The organism is Ponticoccus litoralis (assembly GCF_039769985.1).
GTDB lineage: Bacteria > Pseudomonadota > Alphaproteobacteria > Rhodobacterales > Rhodobacteraceae > Ponticoccus > Ponticoccus litoralis.
Window position 1 is genome coordinate 2,797,616 of record NZ_JBDNCH010000002.1, and the last position, 24,547, is coordinate 2,822,162.

Here is a 24,547-nt window from a genome sequence, read left to right on the forward strand (position 1 = left end):
CGGTGACGATGCGGCCCCGCCCGCCGCGTCCCGGACAGGAAACAACAGGCCACGAAGAAAGACACATGACCGATACCGTCGACCTTTACGAGAACCTCACCGGCGCCGAGGCAGAGGTCCGCGCCGCCGAGGCCCGCAACGGGCTGCGCCACATGGCCGCGCTGTCGATGACAAAGATCGCCGACGGGCTGATCGACCCCAAGCTGGTGCTGAGCTGGCTGGCGGGCTCGCTGGGGGTGCCGGCGGCGATCACCGGGCTTTTCGTGCCGATCCGCGAGGCGGGCGCGCTTCTGCCGCAGATCCTGATGGCGGGCCGGGTCGAGGCCATGGCGCACCGCAAATGGGCCTGGGTCGCGGGATCGCTGGGGCAGGGGGTGGCTGCGGCCTGCATCGCCTTGGCGGCGCTGCTGTTGCAGGGCTGGGCGGCGGGCACAGCCATCGCGGCGGCGCTGGCGCTGCTGGCGGTCAGCCGGGCGCTCTGTTCGGTCAGCTACAAGGACATCCTCGGCAAGACGGTCGAGAAGCGGCGGCGCGGCGCGGTGACGGGCGTTGCGGGCTCGGCGGCCTCTCTGGCGGTGCTGGGCTTCGCGGCGCTGCTGATCTTCGGGCCGGGGCAGGAAACCGCCCCGGTGGTGATCGCCGTGGCGCTGGCGGCGGGCCTCTGGCTGGCGGCGGCGGCGCTGTTTTCGACGCTGGAGGAAAGGGCCTCCGAAGCGGCGGGGGCGGGCAGGCCCTTCGACCTGACGCCGCTGCGCGAGGACGCCCAGTTCCGGCGCTTCATCGCGGCGCGCGGGGCGCTGACGGTGACGGCGCTGGCGCCGCCCTATTTCGTGCTATTGGGCGGCGGGCAGGACGCGCTTCGGGGGCTGGGGGCGCTGCTGGTGGCCTCGGCGGCGGCCTCTTTCGTCAGTTCCTACCTCTGGGGGCGGCTGGCCGACCGCTCGTCGCGCTGGGTGCTGGCGCTGTCGGGCTTCGTCGCGGCGGGTTTCATGGCGCTGGCGGTGGGGCTGGACCTTGCCGGGCTGTCCGGCGGGCTCTGGGTCGTGCCCATGGTGCTGTTCGGCCTGATGGTGGCCTATCACGGCGTGCGGCAGGGGCGGTCGACCTACCTTGTGGACATGGCGCCCGAGGACAGCCGCGCGTCCTACTCGGCGCTGGCCAACACGCTGATCGGCGTGCTGCTTCTGCTGGTGGGGCTTCTCGGGGGTGCCCTGGCGGCGCTGGGGCCGGTGGTGGCGCTGGCGGGCTTCGCGGCGCTGTCGGCGCTTGGGGGCGTGCTGGCGCTGGGGCTGGCGGAGGTGGAAGGGCGTTGAACGCCCTTCCCGGCGCGCCACGGCTTGCGGCGCGTACCGGTCCGGTGTTTCCTGCGCGCGAGGGTTCGGTCGGCGCAGGGGGCGGCATGCGGAGATTTGCGGACATTCTGGAGATTGCGGCAGAGCGCAAGGGCGGGCGCGCGGCGGTGCTGGCGGATATGCCGGCGGTGCTCTCCGCCGATGCGCTGGCGGCGATCCCGGACGAGCGCTGGCTGGCGCAGATGGCGCGCGGCATCCTGCAGACCGGGATCAGCTGGACGGTGGTGGACCGCAAGTGGCCCGGCATCCTCGAGGCCTTCCATGGCTTCGACGTGGCCCGCGTTTCGATGATGTCGGACGACTGGTTCGATGCGCTGATCGCCGACACCCGGATCATCCGCTCGCCGCCGAAGGTGCGGGCGGTGCAGGAGAACGCGGTCTTCATCCGCGAGATCGCCGCGGCGCATGGCTCTTTCGGGCGCTGGGTCGGGGATTGGCCCGCAGAGGATTTCGCGGGTCTTCTGGCGCGGCTGAAGGCCGATGGGGCGCGGCTGGGCGGGACGACCGGCGCCTATACGCTGCGGGTCATGGGGAAGGAGGGCTATATCCTCTCCGCCTCGGTGGTGGCGCGGCTGGCGGAAGAAGGGGTCGTGGACAAGGCGCCGACCTCGCGAAAGGCCCGGGCGGCGGTTCAGGACGCCTTCAACCGGTGGCGGGCGGAGAGCGGGCAGAGCCTGACCGTGATCAGCCGGGTTCTGGCGCAAAGCATCGACGCCTGACTTCCGGTCTGGGGGAAGCGCCGTCGACGGCGCTTTGAAGCCGCGTCGGCGCGGCTTCACAAGGCTGTTCTAACAGCCTTCCACGCGTCGGGATTGCAGACGCCCGGACAGGCGCGGCGGGTCAGGCGCGGCGGGCCCCTGCGGGCCAATAGGCGAGGCGCGCGGTTTCCGCCGGTCAGAGCGGGCAGGGGGCCAACAGCCGAGCCGCGCGCAGAGCAGGGGGCGCCTGCGCCGGAGGCTGCGGCCCGGCGGACCGGCTTGGCAATCCGCGTCCGGTGGCTATGGTGGCGGCGTTCCAAAGAAGGAGGCCACCGATGCCAGAACTCCGCCATGTCGACGGTCCGCGCGGCGACCGGCTTGCCTGTGTGAAAACCGAAGGCCGGGGGCCCTGCGTGGTCTTCCTGTCCGGCTATCGCTCGGACATGGAGGGCACCAAGGCGGTCCATCTCGAGGGCTGGGCCCGGGCGCGCGGGCAGGCCTTCCTGAGGCTGGATTATGCCGGGCACGGCGCCTCGGGCGGTGTCTTCGAAGAGGGCTGCATCGGCGACTGGGCGGCGGATGCCGAATCGGTGATCCGCGCCATGGCGCCGGGGCCGGTGGTGCTGGTCGGCTCTTCCATGGGCGGCTGGATCGGCTGCCTTCTGGCGCGGCGCCTGCCGGAGGTCGCGGGCTTCATCGGCATCGCCGCCGCGCCGGACTTCACCGAGGACGGCTTCTGGGCGGGCTTCTCCGAGGACGAGCGGCAGCAGGTCATGGAGACCGGGCAGCTGCTGATGCCCTCGGCTTATGAGGACCCCTATGTGGTGACGCGCCGCCTGATCGAGGACGAGCCGCGACAACCTTGTCCTGCAGGCCCCCCTGCCGATGCCCTGGCCGGTCCGCCTGTTGCAGGGCACCTGCGACGAGGCGGTCAGCCGCGAGACCGCCCTGCGGCTTCTGGATCATATCGACGGCCCGGATGCCCGCCTGACGCTGGTCAAACACGCCGACCACCGCTTTTCTACACCCGAGACGCTTGCCCTGATCGAAGCCGCGCTGGAGGAGGTTCTGGCGTGACCGTCACCGGGCGGGGCCTGTCCGAACGACCGGGCGGCGGCCCCGGCCCGGAGATCCCGGCGGGCGGCGTTTCGGACTGGCTGGCGGCGCGCGAGGCGGGGGTTGTGGACCTGCGCCCCGGGGCGGAAAAGCGCGTGCTTTGGGCCGGCAGGCCGGAGGCGCGCACCGATTGGGCGGTGGTCTACGTGCATGGTTTCTCTGCCTCGGCCGAAGAGCTGCGCCCGCTGCCGGACCGCGTGGCCGGGGGGCTGGGCGCGAACCTCTTCTTCACGCGGCTTGCCGGGCACGGGCGCGACGGCGCGGCCATGGCCGAGGCCTCGCTGGAGGACTGGATGCGCGACATGACAGAGGCGCTTGCGGTGGGGCGCCGGATCGGGCGCCGGGTGCTGGTCATGGGCTGTTCCACCGGCGCGACGCTGATCGCGCTGGCGCTGGCGCGCGACAAGGTGCCGGGGGTGGCCGAAGTAGCCGGGGCGCCGGAGGCGGCCGAGGTGGCCGGGGCGGTCCTGCTGTCGCCGAACTTCGGGCTGCGCGACCGGCGGTCGGCGATCCTGACCTGGCCGGGCATGGGCCGGGTTCTGCCGCTGATCCTTGGGCCGGAGCGGGGCTTTGTGCCCCGCAACGCCGGACATGCGGCGGCATGGACCACGCGCTATCCCGTGGGGGCGCTGATCCCGATGGCACGGGCAGTGCAGGCGTCGCGCCGGGTCCGGGGCCTGTCGGTTCCGGTGCTCACGGTCCTCGATCCGGGCGACACGGTGGTCGATCCCCGCATCAGCCGCACCATGGCGGCGCGCTGGGGGCCGAGGTGCAGGAGGTCCGGGTGGGCGACGGGGACGATCCCGCCCGCCACATCATCGCGGGCGAGATCCTGTCCCCGGGCATGACGGCGCCGGTCGCGGCGCAGGTGCTGGACTGGGCGCGCGGCCTGTGATCCCTGCCGACCCCGTGCGGAAGGTGCATTGACCGCCCCGCGACCGTGGCCAAGGGGGGCTGGTCCCCGCCCCTGCCCGGATCGCGGTATGGGGACATTGATGCACGGGGGCGCCCCGGCGCCTTGCCCGCGCATCTGCAGCGCGGACCCCCCGCGTCTTGCTGCCGTGTCTTGCTGCCGCTTCCTGTCAGGAACCGGGTTCCGTGGCTGGCCGTTCGCGGGCATGATCATCGGGCGGGCCGGGCATCACGCAGACCCGCCAGCACGGCAAGGGAGACGCGACATGGAACAACGGATCAGCCTGATAACCCTTGGCTGCCGCGACATCGCGGCGGCGGCGGCCTTTTACGAGGCCATGGGCTGGCGCCGGGTCGAAACGCCGGACGGCATCGTCGTCTTCGACCTGATCGGGCAGGCCCTGGGCCTCTACCCGCTGGAGGATCTGGCCCGCGACATGGGCGTGGTGCCGGGCACGCTGGGGACCGGCGCCGCCACGCTGGCCTACAACGTCCGCGAAAAACCCGAGGTCACCGCGCTTCTGGCCCGCGCCGAAGCGGCGGGCGCGCAGATCCTGAAACCCGCGCATGACGTCTTCTGGGGGGGCATATCGGCTATTTCTCGGACCCCGAGGGCCATGTCTGGGAGATCGCGCACAACCCCTTCTCGACCCTGGCCCCGGATGGCGCGTTCCGCTGGAACGGCTATGCCGAAGGCTGAGCCATGAGGCGCCCGCGCTCCATGTGGTCGCTGGAGACACTGGGCCGCGAGCGTCTGTCCCGGCACTTCTGGATGCGCGAGTTCCTCTATTCCGAGATCGGCAATATCCACGAGATCGCCAATATCCCCGACGATCCGGACCGGGCGCTGGAGCGGGGCCGCGCCTTTGCCACGCAGCTTCTGGACCCGCTGGAGGAAACCTTCGGGCGGGTCTTCGTGCGGTCGGGCTACCGCTCTGCGCGGCTGAACGCCTTCGGCAATGCCAACCGCCTGAACTGCGCGCGCAACGATTACCCGCTGGAATGCCACATCTGGGACCTGCCCGACCGCCCGGTCGCGGGCGCCTCCGTGGTGCTGCCCTGGTTCGCGGACCGCTATGCCCGGGGCCGCGACTGGCGCGATCTGGCGTGGTGGCTGCACGATCACCTCGATTATTCCGAGATCTGGTTCTTCCCGAAGCTCTGCGCCTTCAACCTTGCCTCGGCGGCCCGACCCGCTGCGGCGGATCGACAGCTACATCGCCCCCCGGGGTAGGCTGCTGCGGGCCGGGGCAGAGCCCTCCGAGGACCGCGCGGCGCGGCAGGCGCGCTACGCGGATTTCCCGCGGTTCCGGGGCATCGCCCATCCATGACGGAGCCCGTGCGATGATCGACAACCGCGCCGTCTACGAGCGGCAGGCCCTGCGCTACGACCGCGAGCGCGGGCGCTCGCTGTTCGAGGCGCCGTGGTTGCGGGCCTGCGTCGCGGATGTGCCGCCCCGTGGCCGGGTGCTGGATCTCGGCTGCGGCGCCGGGGCGCCCATCGGTGCGTGGCTGGTGGCGCGGGGCTTCGCCGTGACCGGGGTGGATTTCTCGCCGGCGATGCTGCGGCTGTTCCGCGCCCGGCTGCCCGGCGCAGAGGCGGTCGAGGCCGACATCGAGGGGCTGTCCCTTGCCGTGCATTTCGATGCGATCATCGGCTGGGGCAGTTTCTTCCACCTGTCCGAAGAGGCGCAGCGCCGCGCCCTGCCGCGCATCGCGGCCCATCTGGCGCCGGGCGGGCGGCTCTTGCTGACGGTCGGCCCCGGCGCGGGAGAGGCCCTGGGCACGGTCGGCGGAGAAACGGTCTATCACGCCTCGCTGGACATCGCGGAGTACCGCGCGATCCTTGCCCGTGGCGGCGTGACGGTGGAACGGTTCAGCCCCGAGGACAGGGAGACCGCGGGGCACTCGCTGCTGCTGGCCCGCCGAAGCGCCGCCTGAGGGGGCGGGTGCAGAGGGTCGGCTTGGGGGCGGCTGCGCCCGTCCCGGCGCCGGGGGCAGCATCTGCGGGGGGGGGCGAGATGCCGGGCAAGGGGCCGTGTCGCCCGGCGACGGGCTGCGGCAGGGGGGAGCGGATCGCCGGGACCGGGTGGCCGGAAAATTCCAAATTTTCCGGGCCGGATTTCCTGCCGGAAATCCGCGCGCGCCGAAGGCAGGGGCGGGGAAATCCGCCGATGCCCGGCGGGTTTGGCTTTCGTCCGCCGACCGCTTTGATAGGGTGCGCGCGCAATCAGGCAGCGCGGGGCGGTTTAGGTGAAGACTATGACAGGGCAGGGCGAATTGGCAGCCGAGGGCGCGCGTGCCTGAACCGCTCGTGTTCCTGCCGGGGCTGATGGCCGACTTGCGCCAGTTTGCGCCGCAGATCGGCGTCTTCTCGCCCGAGCGGGCGGTGATGGTCGCGCCCCTGCAGGGGGGCGAACGCATCGAGGAGATGGCCTCGGGGCTGCTGGATGTGCTGCCCAAGCGGTCCGCCCTCGTGGGTGCGGGGCTTGGCGGCATGGTCGCGCTGGAGGTCATCCGCCGCGCCCCGGACCGGGTTGCGCGGCTGGCCCTCATGGACACGACGCCGCTGGCGGCAACGCCGCAGCAGGTCGCCGATATCGAACCGCGCATCATCCGCGCCCGCGCCGGCAAGTTCGCCGAGGTCATGGCGGAAGAGGTGGCCGCCGCCGACCTCGCCCCCGGGCCGCAGCGCGCCGAGGTGCTGGCGCTTGTCGCCGAGATGGCCCGCGGCCTTGGCCCCGAGGCCTATGTCCGCCAGTCCCGCGCGCTGCAACGGCGCCGCGACCAGCAGGGCACCCTGCGGCGGATCAATGCGCCGGTGCTGGTGCTCTGCGGCGCACAGAACCGCCGCTACGAGGCGAAGCGCCATGCCTTCATGGCAGAGCTGATCCCGGGGGCGAAGCTGGCGGTGATCGAGGGGGCGGGCCTTCTGCCGACGCTCGAACAGCCCGAGGCGGTTGTGGCGGCCCTGCGCGACTGGCTGAAGATGCCCCTGCTGCTGCGCTAGGCGGCTCCGCACGGCAGTGCCGGTCCGGTAGGGCTTCTTCCGCTGCCGCCCCTGCGGGGTGACCATGCGGGCGGACCGCCGTGGGCATCCGCGTTTGTCATGGGGGGGCTTTGACCGGCACCCTCGGAAAGGCCGAAAGCAGGGGGCTGGACTGCGCGGGGGGCGTATCGGCAGGGCCGCGCTGCCGCGGCTCAGGCGCCTGAACGGATCATCTCCCGGATCTTTGTCGCCTTCTCGAAGTGGTCCAACTCGTGGGTCCTGATCCACCATTCGGCGGCTTCCATGAGCAGCTCGGGGTCATCGTTCTTGTTGGCGAAAAACGCATAGAACGAAAGTCCCACGGTCTCGCCTTTCCGGGCGATCCTGTCGTTGCAGATCGCGATTGCCTTGGTTCTCAGCGATGGGCGCATTGGGAATTCGCTTCTCTTGGTCTCTGACGTGCGGATTGGAACGTATAGGGAACGGGCGCGCGCCGCAAGGCGTGCGAAGCGCTGGTCTGGCCTCGAAGCGCAGATCTGCGGCAGGCCGAGAAAATTGCCCGCGCTGCGCTTTGGCTTGTGCATCGGCGCTGCCGTCTTCGGGCATCCCTGTCGGTCGGCGCCGCACATGGGCAAGCCCTGTGGTGTCGAACAGTTCCGGGGCCGCGCCGCTTTGTCCGGCCCCTGCCGGGCCGTCTTTCGCCACCCGCACGCGGCCCGCATGGGTCGCCGGTGCCATGGGCGCCCGGCCCCATGCCCCGGTGCGGACTGCCGGGGCCGGGCGGTAGGGTCCCCTGCCGAGACTTTTGCCCGGCGGCATTCACACCAACCGCCCGAATGCGCTTGACCGGCGCCCGCCGCCTGCCTATCGCTGCCCTCGCGCGGAAGGCCGGACGGCCGCTTTGGGGGCGCAAGCCCCCGAGAGGAAAGTCCGGACTCGCCAAGGCATCGGTGCCGGGTAACGCCCGGGCAGGGCAACCTGACGGAAAGCGCCACAGAAAACAGACCGCCCGTCATGCCCGAGGGTTTCCAAGGGATGCCATGGCGGGTCAGGGTGAAACGGTGGGGTAAGAGCCCACCGGGGGGCTGGCAACAGCGCCCGCATGGCAAGCCCCACCGGGAGCAATGCCAAATAGGGACCCCGCGTGCGTTCGCGGACAGGGCCGCCTTGGCCCGAGGGGGCCGGGTTGGCAGCTAGAGCCGTGCAGCAATGTACGGCGCAGAGGAATGGTCGTCTGAGGGCGGGTTTCGGCCCGTCCAACAACAGAATCCGGCTTACAGGCCTTCCGCGCATCGAAAAACCGCGCCGCAGGGCGGTCGCGGCGCTTGACTCGGTCGCGAGGGCCGTTAAAAGGCGGGCTTCGAGACAGATTTCACATGGGCGCCCCCCATGTTCCAGGAGACGAGACATGGCGAAGCCGACCACCATCAAGATCCGCCTGAATTCGACCGCGGGCACTGGCCACTTCTACGTGACCAAGAAAAACGCACGCACGATGACCGAGAAGATGTCGATCCGCAAGTTCGACCCGGTTGCGCGCAAGCACGTCGAATACAAGGAAGGCAAGATCAAGTAAGATCGCGCCCGTCCATTTTGGACACCGCCAAAGCCGCGACCCGACGGGGAGCGGCTTTTGTCGTTTCAGGACAGGGCCCGCGGGTCGGGCCTACCTGGGCAGCGGCTCTGCCGGAGCGCCGGCCTCTGTCGTCCAGCGCCGCGCGCCGCCGCCGCAGCGCTCCACATGCAGGACCCGGTCCTCGCCGGGGTAATGCACCCGGTCGCGCGGGGCGCGGGTTCCGATGACAAGATAGCGTGCCGGGCTGTCGCTGCGATTCTCCAGCCGGTGCCCCAGCGCCTGACCGGCGGGAAAGGTCGCGGCCTCCCCGGCGTCCAGCGGCACCTCGTCCTCGCCCTCGACAAGGATCACGCTGCCCTCGAGCATGTAGACCATCTCGTCCTCGTCCTCGTGCCAATGCGCGTGGCTGGACCGGGCGCCGGGGGCGAGGGTCTCGACCAGGGCGCCGAACTGGGTCAATCCGCCGCTGTCGCTGAACAAGAGCGCCTCATAGGCGCCAAGCACCCCGTCTCCGGATTCGCGCCGGACGCTGTCTGGCTGATGTTTCGGCATGGCTCCCCCAAGCGTGACCGTTCTGTCCGCCGGCCTGCCCGCGTTGCGGGAAAGCCGGCCACCATCACTATAGCGGAACTCGTGGCGCGCGGGGCAGGGATTCCCCGCCGCGCGGACCGAGGGCGGCGGGGACGTGTCTTGCTTGCACCGTCGGTGGCGGTGTCGCGCCGGGTCAGACCTGCTCTGCGTGGCGCTTGAAGCTGTTCAGGATGGCCTGCCAGCCGTCGCGTTGCAGGGCGATGTCGTTCTCTGTCTCGGCGTCGAATTCGGTCACCACGCGGGTGCCGCCGCCCTCGGGGATGAAGGTGGTTTCGGCCAGCCGCCCGTCGCTCATCCTGAGGGCCACGCGGTCCTTTTCCTCGAAGACCTCGTAGGTGCCCTCGAAATCGAATCCGACGCTGCCGTCCCTTGCCTCCATCCGCGCGGCATGGCGCCCGCCCTGCCGGGGCTCGACCAGGGCGGACGGGCAGCACCAGTCCTCCGAGGCGAAATTCCACTGGGTGATGTGTTCGGGCGTGATCCACGCCTGCCAGACCTTGTCGATGGAGGCATCGACAAGGGCCTCTACCCTGACCTTTTGCGGTGTCATCTGCGTTCCTTTCAAGCAAGCCTTCGCCCCGGGGACCGGCCTGGCCGGTGCGGTGGATGTTACGGACGGCGCGAGGATCGGGTCAACCGCCGGGCATTCGATCCGGCGCGGCGGCTGACCGGGGCCAATGCGGCCAGCGTGGCCGCCTGACAGCCCTTGCCGCCCGCCATCGCGCGCATGGCACGCTCGGCACCGCTGGCGAAGGCGGCGAGCTTTTCGAAGACCATGCGGGCGGCCTCTTCGGGGCGCAGGGTGCCAAGCGCCATCTGCATCACGCGCAGCTGCACCACCGTGGCGGCGCTGAACCACAGCTGCCATGTCTTCACCATCAGGCGCTGGTTCTGGTCCATGGTCTTGAAGAGGTGGGTCAGCATGGGGGGCTCCGGTTGCGGGATCTGGGCTGTCACCGGATCAAGCCGCGACGGGGCGATCCGGTTCCCCGGCGCGGCGGCGATTTCTTCGAAAGAAATCGGGCCGAAATCTTTGGAAGATTTCGGCCCCTGTGTCAGGCGCTGCGAAATGGTCGACGCGGCGGGATAGGTCTGGCTTGCAAGACCGGCGCGGCATGTCGGCGCGGGGCCCGTCACAGGCGCCCCTGCGAGCGGGCAGGGCTGGCCCGGGGGCTCAGGCCCCGGAGCGTTCCGGCAGGTCGGCCACGAGGCCGGGCAGGGCGGTCCACTCCGCGAAGGCCAGCCGGTGCGGCATCGCGGCGACAGGCCCCTTCCGGTAGCCCTCTGTGAACAGCAGGAAGGGCACATCCGCGTTCACCGCCGTATCGGCATCCACCTCGCTGTCGCCGACATAAAGCCCCGGCCCGCCGCCAAGCGCCGCGAAGGCCGCCTTCAAGGGCGCGGGGTCGGGCTTGTGCACGGGCAGGCTGTCGCCGCCGTAGATGCAGTCGAAGTAGCGGGCAAGGCCAAGGTGGTCTAGCACCGCATGGGTCGGCCCCAGCGGTTTGTTGGTGCAGATCCCCAGCGCGTGGCCCCGGGCCACCAGCGCGTCCAGCGCATCGACCACGCCCGGGTAGGGCCGCGTCAGGGTGACGGCGCCGCGATAGCGTTCCATGAAGGCGGCGTGCAGGGGCTCTTGTTCGCTGTCGGGGATGTCGCGGGCGCGGCGCATCTTCTGCACGAAGACCTTGACGCCGTTGCCGATGAAACCGCGCGCCTCAGCCAGCGTGATGGGCGCGCAGCCCTGTTCCCGAAGCAGCGCGTTGGCGATGCCCTGCAGGTCGGGGACGCTGTCGATCAGGGTTCCGTCGAGGTCGAAGACGATACGGGCTGTCATGCGGCTTTCCATTTGATTGAACATCCCACCGAGGGCACCTGCGCGCGCGGGCCTTCGCCGGTTTCGGCCACCTGTTTCATGGCCTCGTAGAGATCGCGGCGGGCGTCCTTTTCGGCGGCCCTCCCCGAGGCGTCGAGGCGGCCCCGGTATTGCAGGCCCAGCCCGGCGTCGAAACCGAAGAAATCCGGCGTGCAGGCGGCGCCATAGGCGCGGGCGACGGACTGGGTCTGGTCGTGCAGGTAGGGAAAGGGGAAGGCGCGGGCCTGCGCCATCTCCTGCATTGCCGGGAAGTCGTCGGCGGGGTGGCTGGTCGCGTCGTTCGAGCAGATCGCCGCCACGCCGATACCGAGCGCCCGCAGGTCGCGCGCGTCGCGGATGATGCGGTCCAGAACCGCAAGGACATAGGGGCAATGGTTGCAGATGAAGAGGATCAGCGTGCCGCGGTCGCCCCGGATGTCGGACAGCGCATAGGTCTGGCCGTCGGTGGCGGGCAGCGAGAAATCCGGTGCCTGCCAGCCGAAGTCGCAGAGCGGAGGAGAGACGGCCATGGGGGCTCCTTCTGTGCGGGTGGTGGGGCCGGTGGCAGACCCCGGGCTGTTGCGCGGTCCGGGCCGAAGCCCGGGCAGGGGATGCGGCGCCGTCTTGCCGCCGGTTCCCGGCGGTCAGGGGCCGGAGCGGCGGGTAGGGGGCAGGGGCGCGCCCGGTCAGGCGGTCTTCTGGCCTGCCGTGGCGGCGGCGCGGATGGCGGCGATGTTCTCCCCGTAGACGCCCGGGGTGTCGACCGAGCCGCCGCGGAAGACCGCGGACCCGGCGACAAGGGAATCCGCCCCGGCCTCTGCCACCAGCGGTGCGGTCACCGGGTCGATGCCGCCGTCGACCTCGGATATGGATCGGGCGGTCGCCGATGGCAGCGCGGATGGTGCGGATCTTGGCGGTCATGTCGAGGAACTTCTGTCCGCCGAAACCGGGGTTCACGGTCATCACCAGCACCATGTCGGCAAGGTCCAGCAGCGGCAGGGCGGCCTCGGCGGGCGTGCCGGGGTTCAGCGCGACACCGGCCTTCATGCCCGCGGCGCGGGTTGCCTGAAGCGTGCGGTGGATGTGCGGCCCGGCCTCGACATGGGCGGTGAGGAAGTCGGCGCCCGCCTCGGCATAGGCCTCGATGTAGGGATCGACCGGGGCGATCATCAGGTGGACGTCCATCACCGTCTTCACATGCGGACGAAAGGCCTTCACCGCGGGCGGACCGAATGTGAGGTTGGGCACGAAGTGGCCGTCCATCACGTCCACATGCACCCAGTCGGCGCCCTGCGCCTCGATGGCGCGGATCTCCTGCCCGAAGTTGGCGAAATCGGCGGAGAGGATGGAGGGGGCGATCTTGATCGAACGGTCGAAGCTCATGGACGGAATCCTTTGCGGGCGGTGCGTGGCTGCGCCCGTTCTACGCGCGGCGGGGCGGGGGCGCCAGTGGCGGCGGCGGGACCGGGGCTCTGCCGTCGCCATTGTCTTTCGGACCGATGGCGCGACGATGACGCCCCCCGAGGTATTTTGGGACCAAAGAAGCAGGGTGTGGGAGCGGTCTTGCGTGTGGCGAGAGGGTCCTTCGGGGTCGACGCAGGCTTGCCGGTTGCAGGCGGGTCTTTCGGGAGAGCGGGACAGGCTTTGGTGTGGCTCGGCTTTGGATCGAGGGGCGTGCCTTCATGAGGATCGCGTGTTGCGAGAGCAAGGGCAACCTTCGGGGAGGGGGAAGAGAAGCGCGCCTTCGAGGGCGCGGCGTGGCGAGGAAGATTCTGCGTCTGCGGGACGGCGGCGTTGCGGTTGCCGGGGCATCCTGCCGTTTGGTCTGATGGTGACGTGGGGGATGACCTGCGGTGTCGCGAGGGTGGCCCCCTCGGCCACGACCGGTGCCGCCGCGTTAGCCCCTCGGCAACGACCGGTATCCCGGGGAGCCACCGCAAGGTCCGTCGGACTGCCGCCGCGCCATTGTCCTGCGGCGCGGCGGCGGGACCGGGCTGACCGGTGCGGGATCAGCCCCTGCGGAAGGTGCGGTCGAGTTCGGGCGAGATCGGGATATGCTCCGATTCGTCGCCCGGGGGCAGGCGGAAGGGGCCGTTTTCCCAGTCGGCGGCTTTCCAGGCTTCCTTGGCTTCTTCGATCCGGTCCTTCGACGACGAGACGAAGTTCCACCAGATGTAGCGGCTTTCGCCCAGTGTCGCCCCGCCGAGCGCCATCAGCCGCGCGCCCTGCGGGCCGTTACCGTCACGCCGATCCGGTCGCCGGGGCGGAAGATCATCATGCGACCGGCCTCATAGGTCTCGCCGGCGATCTCCACCGAGCCCTCGGATGACATAGAGCCCCCGGTCCTCGTGCTCGTCCGGCAGCGGCCGTGGCCTGCCCGGTTGCAGCGTCACGTCGAGATAGAAGGTTTCCGACTGCATGGTCACCGGGCTGGTCTGCCCGTAGGCGCTGCCGAGGATCAGCCGGGCCTCGACGCCACTGTCGCTTATCACCGGCAGGGCCTCGCGTCCGTGGTGCTCGAAATCCGGGGCCATGTCCTCGCGGTCCTCGGGCAGGGCGATCCAGGTCTGCACGCCGAAGAGGCTGTGGCGGGTCCTGCGGGTGCTGGCCGAGGTGCGTTCGGAATGGGTGACGCCGCGCCCGGCTGTCATCCAGTTGACCTCTCCGGGATAGATCATCTGGTGGGTGCCGAGGCTGTCGCGGTGCTCGAACTCGCCCTGATAGAGGTAGGTGACGGTGCCGAGGCCGATATGGGGGTGCGGGCGCACGTCGATGCCGCCCTCGGTGATGAACTCGGCAGGACCCATCTGGTCGAAGAAGATGAAGGGGCCGACCATCTGCCGCTGCGGCGCGGGCAGGGCGCGGCGCACCTCGAAGCCGCCGATGTCGCGGGCGCGCGGGATGATCAGCGTTTCGGGTGTGCCGCCGTGGGTGGGATTCCAGCTCATGTCAGGGTCCTCCGGGGCGCCGGGGTGGCACCGCTATGCCCCGAAGGTAGGCCCGTCGCCGCGCTGCGCAATGCGAAGGAGTGGTGCGCCTGCGCACAGAATCCGGGCCCGCGTGGCGAAGCGTGCGTTCAGCCGACGATCAGCTGTTTCAGCTGCAGGGCTTCGTGTTCCAGCTGCGTCAGGCGGAAGTTCACCGCGTCGCCGATGGTGATCATCCCGGCGAGACCGCTGTCGTCGACCACCGGCATGTGGCGGAAGCGCCCCTCGGTCATGCGCTTCAGCACGGTCACGAGCAGGTCGTCGGGGGTGCAGGTCTCGACCTTGTGGGTCATCACCTCTTCGACCTTCTGGGGCAGGGTCTGGCCCGGGGTTTCGGCCAGCTTGCGGACGATGTCGCGCTCGGAGAGGATGCCGATCAGCGCGCCGGTGGCATCGGTCACCAGAAGCGCGCCGATCCGCTTGTCGCGCAGGTGGACAACCGCCTCGTGCAGGGTTTCCTGCGGGCGGATGGTGAAGGTCTCGGAGCCCTTTGCCTTCAGCACATCCTGCACGCTGGCCTTGGAGGGGGCCATGTTGCTGTCCAGGGACTGGCTGGAGGTGCGTTCGACCGTGTCGTCACCGCGCGTGTGGGGCTGGTAGGATGCGGGCATGAAGGGGACCCTCTTGAATGTCCTTGGGGGCCGTGTCATCAGCCTACGTCCAAACGCACCACCTTGAGAAGAGTTGCTTTTGACCCCTGTCCTGACCCCCGTCACCGCCACGCTGATCTTTGTCGCGGGCTGCCTTGCCGGCTACCAGTATCGCCGGACCTGGAAGGCCGGGGGCGCGCGGTGGAAGCTGTGGCTTTACGGGATGGTGGCGGCGGCGGCGCTTTTGACGCTGGGATTCGTGCCCATGGTCGCGCCGGCGTCCTGACCCTTCGCCCTGGCCTGAACCGGTCGGTTCGGAGGGGCTTTCCGGCTGCGCAGGGGCTTTCTTGCCGGTGCCGCCTTCGCCTTTGGCAGCCTGGGGAAGGGGGCGCTGCCCCCCGGCCCTTTGCGGGCCTCCCCCCGGGGTATTTTCGGACAGAAGAAGATCTGGGCGCCTTCAGAGGCCGGGCGCCTCGGGGCGATCGGGGGGGCGCGGGAAGACGAGGGCTGGGCCCGCGGCGGGGCTCAGGCCTCGTCCTGTTCCATCTGGTCGAGCATCTTCCTGGCGCGTGGGCAGCCCGCCAGGCGTTCGCGCAGCGGGCTGTCCGGGTCGATGTCCTTGTTGCAGACAAGGCATTGGTCCGCATCGGAAATCGCGTTGAGGCCCCCGCAGCTGCCCTTGATCGTCTTGCCCTGGAACATCACGCCGAGCGCCATGCCGAGCATGACGATCAGAAGGAGGCAGAAGGCGAGGATATAGGTCATGCGGGGCCTTTCGCGGTTACGCGGTCAGCGTGTCGAAACGCGGGCTGGGGATGGCTTTGAAAGCCATGTCGGCACCCGCGCCGTCGCGATCAAGGAAGAGCACGGCGAGGTCACGCTCTTGTGCGATTTCCAGACCGCGCTCCGAGCCCAGGGCCAGAAGGGCGGTGGCCCAGGCATCGGCCAGCATCGCGTCTTCTGTCAGGACCGTCACCGAGGCGGTGCGATGGGTGACCGGGCGGCCGGTGGTGGCGTCGAGGATGTGCGAGAAGCGCTGGCCGTTTTCTTCGAAATAGTTGCGGTAGTCGCCCGAGGTGGCCATGCCGAGATCCGACAGGCCGATCACGCGGGAGATGCCGCGATCACGGGCCAGCGGCTGCTCGATGCCGATCTGCCAGGGCTGGCCATCGGGGTTCAGACCGGCGGTATAGAGGTCGCCGCCGATTTCCACCATGAAGTCGGAGATGCCGAAGTCGCGCACGGCGCGGGCCACTTCGTCGACGCCGAAGCCCTTGCCGATGGCTGACACGTAGATCTCGGCGCGCGGGTCCAGCTTGCGCAGGGCGCGGTCCTGAACCTCGATCATGCGGGACTGGCCCGAGGCCTCCATCGCGGCGGCGAGGGTGGCGTCGTCGGGGCGATGGGCCGCGCCCTTGGCGCCGAAGCCCCAGGCGTCGATCAGCGGGCCCACGGTGACGTCGAAACGCCCGTCAGAGCCCGCGTGCACGGCGTCCGCCGCCTGCATGACGCGGGCGAACTCCGGCGAGACCGCGAAGGGTTCGGTCGAGCGCGACGCGTTGAAGCGCGAGATTTCCGAGGATGCTTCCCAGTTCGACATCTGTGCGGTCACGCGGCCAAGGCGCTTGTCGACGGCGGCCTGAAGCTCTGCCTTGTCGACCTTGTTCGAGTGGTCGACGGCGACGATGGAATAGGAAGTGCCCATCGTCCGCCCGGCGAGCTCCAGCACATTCCAGCCGTCCTTGCAGGCGGCAAGGGCAAGCGGCATGACGAGGAAGCTGCGGCGAGAGAGCTTGAAAAGATCGGACACGGTTCTGGCCTCCAAGGGGAGTTGATCTGAGGTCTTGATGCGTTGACGGGCTTCTGCGCGGTTTTTCGACGCAATTCAATGTCCGACCCTGATTTTTATTGTCGCAGACCTTTCAAAAGTCGGGCGACCGACGCATAAGACGCCAAAATCAACGACAGGACTGACGACGTGCAGCGATTTGATCTTAGCAAAGGTCTAGACGTTCCGGTCATGGGCGCGCCGGAGGGCGGCATTCAGGATGCGCCGCCGGTGACGACGGTGGCCGTTCTGGGCGATGACTACATCGGGCTGAAACCGCGCCTTGCGGTGCAGGAAGGCGACGTGGTGGGCGCGGGTGCGCCGATCTTCGCCCATAAGGACACCCCCGATGTTCAGGTCACCGCGCCGGTTACGGGACGAGATCAAGGCAATCAACCGGGGCGCGCGGCGCAAGCTGGTCTCGGTCGAGATCGCGGTGGACGACAGCGCGGCGGAGCCCCTGGACTTTTCCGCCGTCGGCGATGTGACCACCGTCGAGGGGCTGGTCGAGCGGCTTTGTGCCTCTGGTCTGTGGACGTCGTTCCGCACGCGGCCCTATTCCAAGGTGCCCGACCCGATGACCCGCCCGGCGGCGATCTATGTCACCGCCATGGACACCGAGCCGCTGGCCGCTGATCCCGCGCCGATCATCGCCGCCGAGGAGAAGGCCTTCGTGCACGGGCTCGAGGCGATCATGGGCCTGAGCGAGGGCAATACCTACCTGTGCCAGGCCGCCGATGCCTCGCTGCCCGGCGACACTATCGCGGGCATCCACGTAGCGGGGTTCTCCGGGCCGCATCCGGCCGGGCTGGCCGGGACTCATATGCATTTCCTGGAGCCGCCGAGCGCCAGCAAGGTGGTCTGGACCATCGGCTACCAGGACGTGATCGCCATCGGCAAACTGCTGGCGACCGGGCGGCTTGACCCGACCCGCGTGGTGGCGATCTGCGGACCCATGGCACGGCACCCGCGCCTGGTGCGCACGGTTGCGGGCGCCTCGATGCTGGAGCTTTGCGCCGAGGACCTGGACAGCAAGAAGCCGGTGCGGGTGATTTCCGGCTCGATCCTGTCGGGGCGGATGGGGGCGGGCGAGACCGCCTTCCTTGGCCGCTACGCACGGCAGATCACGCTGATCGAGGAAGACCGCGAGCAGATCCCGCTGGGCTGGATCCGTCCGATGCCCGGCAAATACGCGGTGCAGCCGGTGCTGGGCTCTGCCTTCGCGAAGAAGCTTTACGCGCTGACCTCGAACCTGAACGGCGGACGCCGGGCCATGGTGCCGATCGGCACCTTCGAAAGGCTGATGCCGCAGGACTACCTGCCGACGCAGCTGCTGCGGGCGTTGCTGGTGATGGACACCGACACGGCGCAGGCGCTGGGGGCGCTGGAGCTGGACGAGGAAGACGTGGCGCTCTGCGGCTTTGCCTGCCCCGCCAAATACGAGTATGGCATCGCGCTGCGCGACAGCCTGACCAAGATCGAAAAGGAGGGCTAGGCCTTGGGGCTGCGTTCATTCTTCGACAAGATAGAGCCGAATTTCACCAAGGGCGGCAGGTACGAGAAGTACTTCCCGATCTACGAGATGGTGGAATCCTTCATCTACACGCCCAAGACGGTGACGACCGTGGCGCCTCATGCGCGGTCCTACATCGACATGAAGCGGATCATGACCTACGTGGTTCTGGCGACGGTGCCCTGCATCCTCTTCGGGATGTACAACGTCGGGCTTCAGACCAACATGGCAATTGCCGAATACGGCGCCTCTGGCTGGCGCGCGGCGATCATCGAGGCGCTGGGGATCGGCTTCGACTACAGCAACCCTCTGGCCAATATCCTGCACGGGCTGCTGTATTTCCTGCCGATCTACATCGTGACGCTGGTCGCGGGCGGCATCTTCGAGGTGATCTTCTCTGTCGTGCGCGGGCACGAGGTGAACGAGGGCTTCCTTGTGACCTCGATGCTCTACACGCTGATCATGCCGGCCTCTGCGCCGCTGTGGCAGGTGGCGCTGGGGATCATCTTCGGGGTCGTCATCGGCAAGGAAGTCTTCGGCGGCACCGGCAAGAACTTCCTCAACCCGGCGCTGGTGGGGCGTGCGTTCCTGTATTTCGCCTATCCGGCGCAGATGTCCGGTGACACGATCTGGACGCCGGTCGACGGCTTTTCCGGTGCGACCGCGCTGTCCATCGGGGCCAGCGACGGCGTGGCGGCCCTGCCCGAGCGCGGCATCACCTGGATGGATGCCTTTATCGGCACGATCCAGGGCAGCTTTGGCGAGACCTCGACGCTGATGGCGCTGATCGGTCTGGCCTTCCTGCTGGTGGTGAAGATCGCCAACTGGCGGCTGGTGGTCGGCTGCCTTGCGGGCATGATCGCCTTCTCGACGCTGCTGAACGTGATCGGGTCGGACACCAACCCGATGTTCGCGATGCCCTGGTACTGGCACCTCGTGGTGGGCGGCTATGCCTTCGGTCTCGCCTTCATGGTGACGGAACCGGTTTCCGCCTCGCATACCAACATGGGTCGCTACATCTACGGCGCGCTGATCGGCTTCATGGTCGTCATGATCCGCGTCATCAACCCGGCCTTCCCGGAAGGCATGATGCTGGCGATCCTCTTCGGCAACGTCTTTGCGCCGCTGATCGACTATTTCGTGGTGCAGGCCAATATCAAGCGGAGGGCAAAGCAACATGCCTGACGATCAGAACAAGGGACCGATCCGCCGCTTCCTGGATGCGCCGCCGGATTCCGTCGCCAAGACCGTGACCGTGGCGGTGGCGCTGTGCCTGGTGGCCTCGATGGTGGTTTCCGCCGCCGCCGTGGCCCTGCGCCCGGTGCAAGAGGTGAACAAGCAGCGCGACAAGCAGATCAACGTGCTTGAGGTTGCGGGCGTCTACCAGCCCGGCGACAACGTGCAGGAGGCTTTCGCCGCCTTCGAACCCCACGTGCTGGACCTGTCCATCGGCGAGTTCACCGACCAGTGGGAGATCGAAGAGTTCGACCAACTGGCCACCGCCAAGGATCCCGCCATCGTGCGGGCGCTGGACGAGGATCCGGCAGGGCTGGGCGGCCAGATGCAGGCCTATCGCATGATCTACCTCCTGCGCGACGACGCGGGCGAGATCGACAAGGTGATCCTGCCGGTCGAGGGCTATGGCCTGTGGTCGACGCTCTACGGCTTCATCGCGCTGGAAGAGAACGGCAACGACATCTTCGGCCTGCAGTTCTACCAGCACGGCGAGACGCCGGGTCTGGGCGCCGAGGTCGACAACCCGCGCTGGAAGGCGCTGTGGAACGGCAAGAAGCTGCGCGACGACGAGGGCGATCTGGAGATCACCGTCGCCAAGACCGTGCCGCCCGCCGGGCCCGAATTCCACGTCGACGCGCTGGCCGGCGCGACGCTGACATCCGCCGGGGTGGATAGCCTCGTGCGCTTCTGGATGGGTGAGGCGGGCTATGCCCCCTTCCTCGAACGCCTCAAGGCAGGAGAGATCTGATGGCCCAGACACGCCGTTCCCAACTGGTCGATCCTCTGGTCGACAACAACCCGATCACGCTGCAGGTGCTGGGCATCTGTTCGGCGCTCGCGGTGACCTCTTCGTTGCAGGTGTCCTTTGTCATGGCGCTGGCCGTGACCTTCGTGACCGCCTTTTCGTCGATGTTCATCTCGATGATCCGCAACCAGATCCCCGGCTCGATCCGGATCATCGTGCAGATGGTCATCATCGCCAGCCTCGTGATCCTGGTGGACCAGGTGCTGAAGGCCTATGCCTACGAGATCTCGAAGACCCTGTCGGTCTTCGTCGGCCTGATCATCACCAACTGCATCGTCATGGGCCGGGCCGAGGCCTTTGCCATGAAGAACCCGCCGCTCGACAGCTTCATCGACGGGGTCGGCAACGGGCTGGGCTACGGGCTGATCCTGATGACCGTCGGTTTCATCCGCGAGCTCTTCGGCTCGGGCTCGCTGTTCGGCATCACCATCTTCGAGACCGTGAACAACGGCGGCTGGTATGTCCCGAACGGCATGCTGCTGCTGCCGCCCTCGGCCTTCTTCATCATCGGCCTGCTGATCTGGGCAATCCGCAGCTGGAAGCCCAGCCAGGTCGAAGAACGTGAATACAAGATCCAGACCGTGGAGGGCCACTGATGGAAGGCCTGATCTCACTCGCCGTCAAGGCGATCTTCGTCGAGAACCTCGCGCTGTCCTTCTTCCTGGGCATGTGTACCTTCATCGCCGTGTCCAAGAAGATCTCGACCGCCATCGGTCTGGGCATCTCGGTCATGGTGGTGCAGGCGATCACCGTGCCCGCCAACAACCTGATCCTGAACTACCTGCTGGCGCCCGGCGCGCTGGCATGGGCCGGGTTCGGCGAGGTCGACCTGACCTTCCTCGGCCTGATCTCCTATATCGGGGTGATCGCCGCGCTGGTGCAGATCCTCGAGATGGTTCTCGATAAGTACTTCCCGCCGCTCTACAACGCGCTGGGTGTCTTCCTGCCGCTGATCACGGTGAACTGCGCCATCCTCGGCGGGTCGCTGTTCATGGTGGAACGCTCCTACGACTTCGCAGAGGCCGCGACCTATGGCGTCTCTTCCGGCTTCGGCTGGGCGCTGGCGATCACCGCCATGGCCGGTGTGCGCGAGAAGCTGAAGTACTCCGACATTCCCGAGGGCCTTCAGGGGCTGGGGATCACCTTCATCTCGGCGGGACTGATGGCGCTGGCCTTCATGTCCTTCTCCGGCGTGAAACTGTAAGGGGGCCGATCATGGAAACCTTCGGACTGGGCATCGCCCTTTTCACCGTGATCGTGCTTGTGCTTGTGACGGTCATCCTTGCCGCGCGGTCGAAGCTCGTCTCGACGGGCAACGTCAACATCGAGATCAACGGCGAGAAGACCATTTCGGTCCCCGCCGGCGGCAAGCTGTTGCAGACGCTGGCCGAGGCAAAGCTCTTCGTGCCCTCCGCCTGCGGCGGCGGCGGCACCTGCGCGCAGTGCCGGGTGCGCATCCACGAGGGCGGCGGGTCGATCCTGCCGACCGAGGAAAGCCACATCACCAAGCGCGAAGCCTCTTGCGGCGACCGACTGTCCTGTCAGGTCGCGGTCAAGCAGGACATGAAGATCGAGGTTCCCGAAGAGGTCTTCGGCGTCAAGAAGTGGGAGTGCACCGTGCGCTCCAACGAGAACGTCGCGACCTTCATCAAGAACCTCGTGCTGGAACTGCCCGAGGGCGAGGACGTGAACTTCCGCGCCGGTGGCTACATCCAGATCGAGGCGCCCGCGCATCACGTCAGCTACAAGGACTTCGACATCGAGGAGGAGTACCGCCCGGATTGGGACAAGTTCAACTTGTGGCAGTACGAGTCCACCGTGGATGAGCCGATCGAGCGGGCCTATTCCATGGCGAACTACCCCGACGAGAAGGGGCTGATCATGCTGAACGTGCGCGTGGCCTCTCCGCCGCCGGGCACGCAGGGCATCCCGCCGGGCAAGATGTCGTCCTACATCTTCAACCTGAAGCCGGGCGACAAGGTGACGATCTCGGGTCCGTTCGGCGAGTTCTTCGCCCGCGACACCAACAAGGAGATGGTCTTCATCGGCGGCGGCGCGGGCATGGCCCCCATGCGCTCGCATATCTTCGACCAGCTCAAGCGGCTGGAGAACCGCGACCGCAAGATCACCTTCTGGTACGGCGCCCGGTCCAAGCGCGAGATGTTCTTCGTCGAGGACTTCGACCAGCTGGCCGAGGAATTCCCGAACTTCACCTGGCACGTGGCGCTGTCCGATGCGCTGCCCGAGGACGACTGGGGCGGCTACACGGGCTTCATCCACAACGTGCTCTATGAGGAATACCTCAAGAACCACCCGGCACCGGAGGATTGCGAGTACTACATGTGTGGTCCGCCGATCATGAACCAGTCGGTGATCAACATGCTGCTCGAACTTGGCGTCGACCGCGAAGACATCATGCTGGACGACTTTGGGGGTGAGGCGCGGTTCCGGGCCCCCGGGCCCGGATGGACAGTCCGGGGGCTGTCCAAGCGCCGAACGGGCGAAGCCCCAGCGGTTCCGGGCCTCCGGGCCCGGATGGACAGTCCGGGGGACTGTCCGAGCGCCGAACGGGCGAAGCCCCAGCGGTTCCGGGCCCTCGGGCCCGGATGGACAGTCCGGGGGGCTGTCCAAGCGCCGAACGGGCGAAGCCCCAGCGGTTCCGGGCCTCCGGGCCCGGATGGACAGTCCGGGGGACTGTCCGAGCGCCGAACGGGCGAAGCCCCAGCGGTTCCGGGCCCCCGGGCCCGGATGGACAGTCCGGGGGACTGTCCAAGCGCCGAACGGGCGGAGCCCCGGGAGGCCTGCCAGCTCGAAGTCCCAAGGGAAAGGCTGCCTTTCCGCGGGAAAGGTCAGCACGCACCGCTGAGCAGGCCCGGTCTCCAAGGCCTCAAACCAAAAAGACCCCGCGCCATCCGGCGCGGGGTCTCTTCGTTTGCGCGGTCCGAGAAGTCTTCGACGAAGACTTCTCGTCCGCCAGAGTCTTCGTCGAAGACTCTGGCTAGAGCAGCCCCTCGGCCTTCACCTCCGCCAGCACCCTGTCGAGCGCGCGCCCCAGCCGGGCGTGGATCTCGGCGACGTCCGCTTCGGTCACGATCAGCGGCGGGCAAAGCGCCACGGTCTCGTAGACCGCACGGACGATCAGGCCTTCGTCGGCGCAGGCGGCCACCACGCGCGGCGCCATGCTGCCGGCGGGCGCGAAGCTTTCCTTCGTCTCGCGGTTCTTCGCCAGTTCCAGCCCGGCAATCAGGCCGGTGCCGCGCACCTCGCCCACCAGCGGGTGATCGGCGAAGCTGCGCAGCCCGCTCTGGAAGACCTCTTCCAGCCGCGCGGCGTTGCCCATCAGGTCGCGTTCCTCGATGATGGCGAGGTTCTCCAGCCCCACCGCGCAGGCGACCGGGTGGCCCGAACCGGTGAAGCCATGCCCGAAGGTGCCGAGCTTAGCGGTGTTGTCGGCGATGGCGTCATAGACGCGGTCGTTCACGATGATCGCGGCCAACGGCATGTAGGAAGAGGTCAGCTGCTTCGAGGTCACAAGAATGTCGGGGGTGAAGCCCATCTTCTGGCAGCCCCATGTGGTCCCGAGCCGACCGAAGCCGTTGATGACCTCGTCCGAGACCAGCAGGATGTCGTGCTTGCGGCAGATCGCCTCGACGCCCGGCCAGTAGCCCTCGGGCGGAAGCATGACGCCGCCCGCCCCCATGACCGGCTCGCCGATGAAGGCGGCGATGGTCTCGGGGCCCTCGCGCTCGATGGTGTCCTCCAGTTCCTTCAGCAGGCGCGCGGTGAACTGTGCTTCGCTCTCGCCATTCTCGCCCCAGCGCCAGTAATGCGGGCAGGTCAGATGTGTCACCGGGATCGCGGGCAGGTCGAAGTCCTTGTGGTTGCCCGGCAGTCCGGTCAGCGAACCCGAAGCGATGGTGATGCCGTGATAGCCCTTGTTGCGGGCCAGGAACTTCTTCTTTTCCGGGCGGCCAAGGCCGTTGTTCAGGAACCAGGCCATCTTCACCACCGTGTCGTTGGCCTCGGAGCCGGAGTTGGTGAAGAACACGCGGTTCATGCCCTCGGGCGCCATCTCGGCCAGCTTCTCGGCCAGCCGGATCGAAGGTTCGTGCGCCTTGTGGGCGAAGCTGTGGTAATAGGGCAGGCGCTTCAGCTGCTCGTAGGCGGCATCCGCCAGCCGCGTCTCGGAAAAGCCCACGGCCACCGACCAGAGGCCCGCCAGCGCCTCGATGTATTCCTTGCCCTGATCGTCGTGGACGCGCACGCCGTCACCCTTTGTGATGATCATCGGCCCCTTTTCCTCATGCGCGCGCATGTTGGTGTAGGGGTGCATGGAATGGGCGATGTCGGAGGCGTGCAGGGAGTTCGGGCGTTCGGTCATGGCGGGCTCCTTTCGGGCAGGGGCCGCGCGGCGGCGGCATGGCACGTTATCGGTACGCCCTGGCAGGGGCGGGGGCCAGAGGGATTGTGCGCAGACCCCGGCGCGCATCGGACCGCAG

Annotated in this window: 20 protein-coding genes, 1 other RNA gene and 8 pseudogenes; 17 read left to right on the forward strand and 12 right to left on the reverse strand. The window is 68.4% G+C overall.

The genetic code is table 11. The annotated features are described in order from the left end of the window. Positions 1–65 precede the first annotated feature (65 nt). From ABFB10_RS14935 to ABFB10_RS14970, 8 genes and pseudogenes are all read left to right on the forward strand, one after another. A complete protein-coding gene (locus tag ABFB10_RS14935; protein WP_347167102.1) occupies positions 66–1,313 on the forward strand; it encodes an MFS transporter in 1,248 nt (415 codons plus the stop codon). An 86-nt stretch (positions 1,314–1,399) separates the two neighbouring features. Then, on the forward strand, positions 1,400–2,071 hold the full coding sequence (locus tag ABFB10_RS14940) for a DNA-3-methyladenine glycosylase I (RefSeq protein ID WP_347167103.1): 672 nt from the start codon (positions 1,400–1,402) through the stop codon (positions 2,069–2,071). 314 nt (positions 2,072–2,385) lie between these two features. Next, positions 2,386–3,127 (forward strand): annotated as a pseudogene (locus ABFB10_RS24485) (alpha/beta hydrolase). A 176-nt stretch (positions 3,128–3,303) separates the two neighbouring features. Then, a pseudogene (locus ABFB10_RS24490) lies at positions 3,304–4,014 on the forward strand (alpha/beta hydrolase); the annotation flags it as partial. Between the two features lie 330 nt (positions 4,015–4,344). Continuing rightward, positions 4,345–4,778 (forward strand): annotated as a pseudogene (locus tag ABFB10_RS14955) (VOC family protein). Positions 4,779–4,799: 21 nt separating this feature from the next. Beyond that, positions 4,800–5,409 (forward strand): annotated as a pseudogene (locus ABFB10_RS14960) (hypothetical protein). 13 nt (positions 5,410–5,422) lie between these two features. Beyond that, a complete protein-coding gene (locus ABFB10_RS14965; protein ID WP_347167104.1) occupies positions 5,423–6,019 on the forward strand; it encodes a class I SAM-dependent methyltransferase in 597 nt (198 codons plus the stop codon). 358 nt (positions 6,020–6,377) lie between these two features. Continuing rightward, on the forward strand, positions 6,378–7,088 hold the full coding sequence (locus ABFB10_RS14970) for an alpha/beta fold hydrolase (protein ID WP_347167105.1): 711 nt from the start codon (positions 6,378–6,380) through the stop codon (positions 7,086–7,088). Positions 7,089–7,279: 191 nt separating this feature from the next. On the opposite strand, the gene ABFB10_RS14975 is transcribed toward ABFB10_RS14970, so the two are convergent. Continuing rightward, positions 7,280–7,696 carry a DUF6500 family protein gene (locus ABFB10_RS14975; RefSeq protein ID WP_347167106.1) on the reverse strand — a complete coding sequence of 139 codons (417 nt, stop codon included), beginning with the start codon at positions 7,694–7,696 and terminating at the stop codon, positions 7,280–7,282. Positions 7,697–7,947: 251 nt separating this feature from the next. Between ABFB10_RS14975 and rnpB the strand changes: the two genes are divergently transcribed. Both rnpB and rpmG read left to right on the forward strand, forming a co-directional pair. Then, positions 7,948–8,360: RNase P RNA component class A (gene rnpB / locus ABFB10_RS14980), an RNA gene on the forward strand. Positions 8,361–8,475: 115 nt separating this feature from the next. Continuing rightward, complete coding sequence (gene rpmG, locus ABFB10_RS14985) at positions 8,476–8,643, forward strand: 50S ribosomal protein L33 (RefSeq protein ID WP_023852153.1); 168 nt, start codon at positions 8,476–8,478, stop codon at positions 8,641–8,643. Between the two features lie 90 nt (positions 8,644–8,733). Here rpmG and ABFB10_RS14990 read toward each other — a convergent pair whose 3' ends face one another. From ABFB10_RS14990 to ABFB10_RS15025, 8 genes and pseudogenes are all read right to left on the reverse strand, one after another. Then, positions 8,734–9,195 (reverse strand): cupin domain-containing protein, encoded by a 462-nt coding sequence (locus ABFB10_RS14990; protein WP_347167107.1) that lies wholly within the window; start codon positions 9,193–9,195, stop codon positions 8,734–8,736. Positions 9,196–9,367: 172 nt separating this feature from the next. Then, positions 9,368–9,784 (reverse strand): SRPBCC domain-containing protein, encoded by a 417-nt coding sequence (locus ABFB10_RS14995; RefSeq protein WP_347167108.1) that lies wholly within the window; start codon positions 9,782–9,784, stop codon positions 9,368–9,370. A gap of 59 nt (positions 9,785–9,843) precedes the next feature. Next, positions 9,844–10,158, reverse strand: a complete 315-nt coding sequence (locus ABFB10_RS15000; RefSeq protein WP_347167109.1) for an antifreeze protein — start codon at positions 10,156–10,158, stop codon at positions 9,844–9,846. Positions 10,159–10,408: 250 nt separating this feature from the next. Then, on the reverse strand, positions 10,409–11,071 hold the full coding sequence (gene gph, locus ABFB10_RS15005; RefSeq protein ID WP_347167110.1) for a phosphoglycolate phosphatase: 663 nt from the start codon (positions 11,069–11,071) through the stop codon (positions 10,409–10,411). Then, on the reverse strand, positions 11,068–11,619 hold the full coding sequence (locus ABFB10_RS15010; RefSeq protein WP_347167111.1) for a thioredoxin family protein: 552 nt from the start codon (positions 11,617–11,619) through the stop codon (positions 11,068–11,070). Before ABFB10_RS15010 ends, gph begins: the two co-directional genes overlap by 4 nt. A 156-nt stretch (positions 11,620–11,775) precedes the next feature. Beyond that, positions 11,776–12,472: pseudogene (gene rpe, locus ABFB10_RS15015) on the reverse strand (ribulose-phosphate 3-epimerase). A 626-nt stretch (positions 12,473–13,098) separates the two neighbouring features. Next, positions 13,099–14,037: pseudogene (locus ABFB10_RS15020) on the reverse strand (pirin family protein). A gap of 128 nt (positions 14,038–14,165) precedes the next feature. Continuing rightward, complete coding sequence (locus tag ABFB10_RS15025; protein ID WP_347167112.1) at positions 14,166–14,687, reverse strand: CBS domain-containing protein; 522 nt, start codon at positions 14,685–14,687, stop codon at positions 14,166–14,168. A 79-nt stretch (positions 14,688–14,766) separates the two neighbouring features. On the opposite strand from ABFB10_RS15025, the gene ABFB10_RS15030 reads away from it, so the two are divergent. Next, the gene (locus tag ABFB10_RS15030; protein ID WP_418591546.1) at positions 14,767–14,952 is read left to right on the forward strand and encodes a hypothetical protein; all 186 of its coding nucleotides are present in this window, start codon (positions 14,767–14,769) and stop codon (positions 14,950–14,952) included. Positions 14,953–15,191: 239 nt separating this feature from the next. Here the strand turns inward: ABFB10_RS15030 and nqrM are convergent, their stop codons facing one another. Next, the gene (gene nqrM / locus ABFB10_RS15035; RefSeq protein ID WP_347167114.1) at positions 15,192–15,431 is read right to left on the reverse strand and encodes a (Na+)-NQR maturation NqrM; all 240 of its coding nucleotides are present in this window, start codon (positions 15,429–15,431) and stop codon (positions 15,192–15,194) included. A gap of 16 nt (positions 15,432–15,447) precedes the next feature. After that, positions 15,448–16,476 carry an FAD:protein FMN transferase gene (locus tag ABFB10_RS15040; RefSeq protein ID WP_347167115.1) on the reverse strand — a complete coding sequence of 343 codons (1,029 nt, stop codon included), beginning with the start codon at positions 16,474–16,476 and terminating at the stop codon, positions 15,448–15,450. Between the two features lie 210 nt (positions 16,477–16,686). Here ABFB10_RS15040 and ABFB10_RS15045 point away from each other — a divergent pair. From ABFB10_RS15045 to nqrF, 6 genes and pseudogenes are all read left to right on the forward strand, one after another. After that, positions 16,687–17,989 (forward strand): annotated as a pseudogene (locus ABFB10_RS15045) (Na(+)-translocating NADH-quinone reductase subunit A). A gap of 3 nt (positions 17,990–17,992) precedes the next feature. Further along, positions 17,993–19,192 carry an NADH:ubiquinone reductase (Na(+)-transporting) subunit B gene (locus ABFB10_RS15050; RefSeq protein WP_206563303.1) on the forward strand — a complete coding sequence of 400 codons (1,200 nt, stop codon included), beginning with the start codon at positions 17,993–17,995 and terminating at the stop codon, positions 19,190–19,192. Further along, positions 19,185–19,991: a Na(+)-translocating NADH-quinone reductase subunit C gene (locus ABFB10_RS15055; RefSeq protein ID WP_347167116.1), complete on the forward strand. Its 807-nt coding sequence runs from the start codon at positions 19,185–19,187 to the stop codon at positions 19,989–19,991. Before ABFB10_RS15050 ends, ABFB10_RS15055 begins: the two co-directional genes overlap by 8 nt. Continuing rightward, positions 19,991–20,644: an NADH:ubiquinone reductase (Na(+)-transporting) subunit D gene (locus tag ABFB10_RS15060; protein WP_347167117.1), complete on the forward strand. Its 654-nt coding sequence runs from the start codon at positions 19,991–19,993 to the stop codon at positions 20,642–20,644. The genes ABFB10_RS15055 and ABFB10_RS15060 overlap by 1 nt, the downstream gene beginning before the upstream one ends. Further along, on the forward strand, positions 20,644–21,252 hold the full coding sequence (nqrE, locus tag ABFB10_RS15065) for an NADH:ubiquinone reductase (Na(+)-transporting) subunit E (protein WP_206563306.1): 609 nt from the start codon (positions 20,644–20,646) through the stop codon (positions 21,250–21,252). Before ABFB10_RS15060 ends, nqrE begins: the two co-directional genes overlap by 1 nt. A gap of 11 nt (positions 21,253–21,263) precedes the next feature. Beyond that, positions 21,264–22,484 (forward strand): annotated as a pseudogene (gene nqrF, locus ABFB10_RS15070) (NADH:ubiquinone reductase (Na(+)-transporting) subunit F); the annotation flags it as partial. A 562-nt stretch (positions 22,485–23,046) separates the two neighbouring features. On the opposite strand, the gene ABFB10_RS15075 reads toward nqrF, so the two are convergent. Next, positions 23,047–24,429: an aspartate aminotransferase family protein gene (locus ABFB10_RS15075; RefSeq protein WP_347167118.1), complete on the reverse strand. Its 1,383-nt coding sequence runs from the start codon at positions 24,427–24,429 to the stop codon at positions 23,047–23,049. Between the last annotated feature and the right edge of the window lie 118 nt (positions 24,430–24,547).

What these genes read in the sequence shown, in the direction of transcription:
- ABFB10_RS14935 (WP_347167102.1), top strand. Translation starts at nt 66, where the DNA reads ATGACCGATACCGTCGACCTTTACGAGAACCTCACCGGCGCCGAGGCA.
- ABFB10_RS14940 (WP_347167103.1), top strand. Translation starts at nt 1,400, where the DNA reads ATGCGGAGATTTGCGGACATTCTGGAGATTGCGGCAGAGCGCAAGGGC.
- ABFB10_RS14965 (WP_347167104.1), top strand. Translation starts at nt 5,423, where the DNA reads ATGATCGACAACCGCGCCGTCTACGAGCGGCAGGCCCTGCGCTACGAC.
- ABFB10_RS14975 (WP_347167106.1), bottom strand. Translation starts at nt 7,696, where the DNA reads ATGTGCGGCGCCGACCGACAGGGATGCCCGAAGACGGCAGCGCCGATG.
- rpmG (WP_023852153.1), top strand. Translation starts at nt 8,476, where the DNA reads ATGGCGAAGCCGACCACCATCAAGATCCGCCTGAATTCGACCGCGGGC.
- ABFB10_RS14990 (WP_347167107.1), bottom strand. Translation starts at nt 9,195, where the DNA reads ATGCCGAAACATCAGCCAGACAGCGTCCGGCGCGAATCCGGAGACGGG.
- ABFB10_RS14995 (WP_347167108.1), bottom strand. Translation starts at nt 9,784, where the DNA reads ATGACACCGCAAAAGGTCAGGGTAGAGGCCCTTGTCGATGCCTCCATC.
- ABFB10_RS15000 (WP_347167109.1), bottom strand. Translation starts at nt 10,158, where the DNA reads ATGCTGACCCACCTCTTCAAGACCATGGACCAGAACCAGCGCCTGATG.
- gph (WP_347167110.1), bottom strand. Translation starts at nt 11,071, where the DNA reads ATGACAGCCCGTATCGTCTTCGACCTCGACGGAACCCTGATCGACAGC.
- ABFB10_RS15010 (WP_347167111.1), bottom strand. Translation starts at nt 11,619, where the DNA reads ATGGCCGTCTCTCCTCCGCTCTGCGACTTCGGCTGGCAGGCACCGGAT.
- ABFB10_RS15025 (WP_347167112.1), bottom strand. Translation starts at nt 14,687, where the DNA reads ATGCCCGCATCCTACCAGCCCCACACGCGCGGTGACGACACGGTCGAA.
- nqrM (WP_347167114.1), bottom strand. Translation starts at nt 15,431, where the DNA reads ATGACCTATATCCTCGCCTTCTGCCTCCTTCTGATCGTCATGCTCGGC.
- ABFB10_RS15055 (WP_347167116.1), top strand. Translation starts at nt 19,185, where the DNA reads ATGCCTGACGATCAGAACAAGGGACCGATCCGCCGCTTCCTGGATGCG.
- ABFB10_RS15060 (WP_347167117.1), top strand. Translation starts at nt 19,991, where the DNA reads ATGGCCCAGACACGCCGTTCCCAACTGGTCGATCCTCTGGTCGACAAC.
- nqrE (WP_206563306.1), top strand. Translation starts at nt 20,644, where the DNA reads ATGGAAGGCCTGATCTCACTCGCCGTCAAGGCGATCTTCGTCGAGAAC.
- ABFB10_RS15075 (WP_347167118.1), bottom strand. Translation starts at nt 24,429, where the DNA reads ATGACCGAACGCCCGAACTCCCTGCACGCCTCCGACATCGCCCATTCC.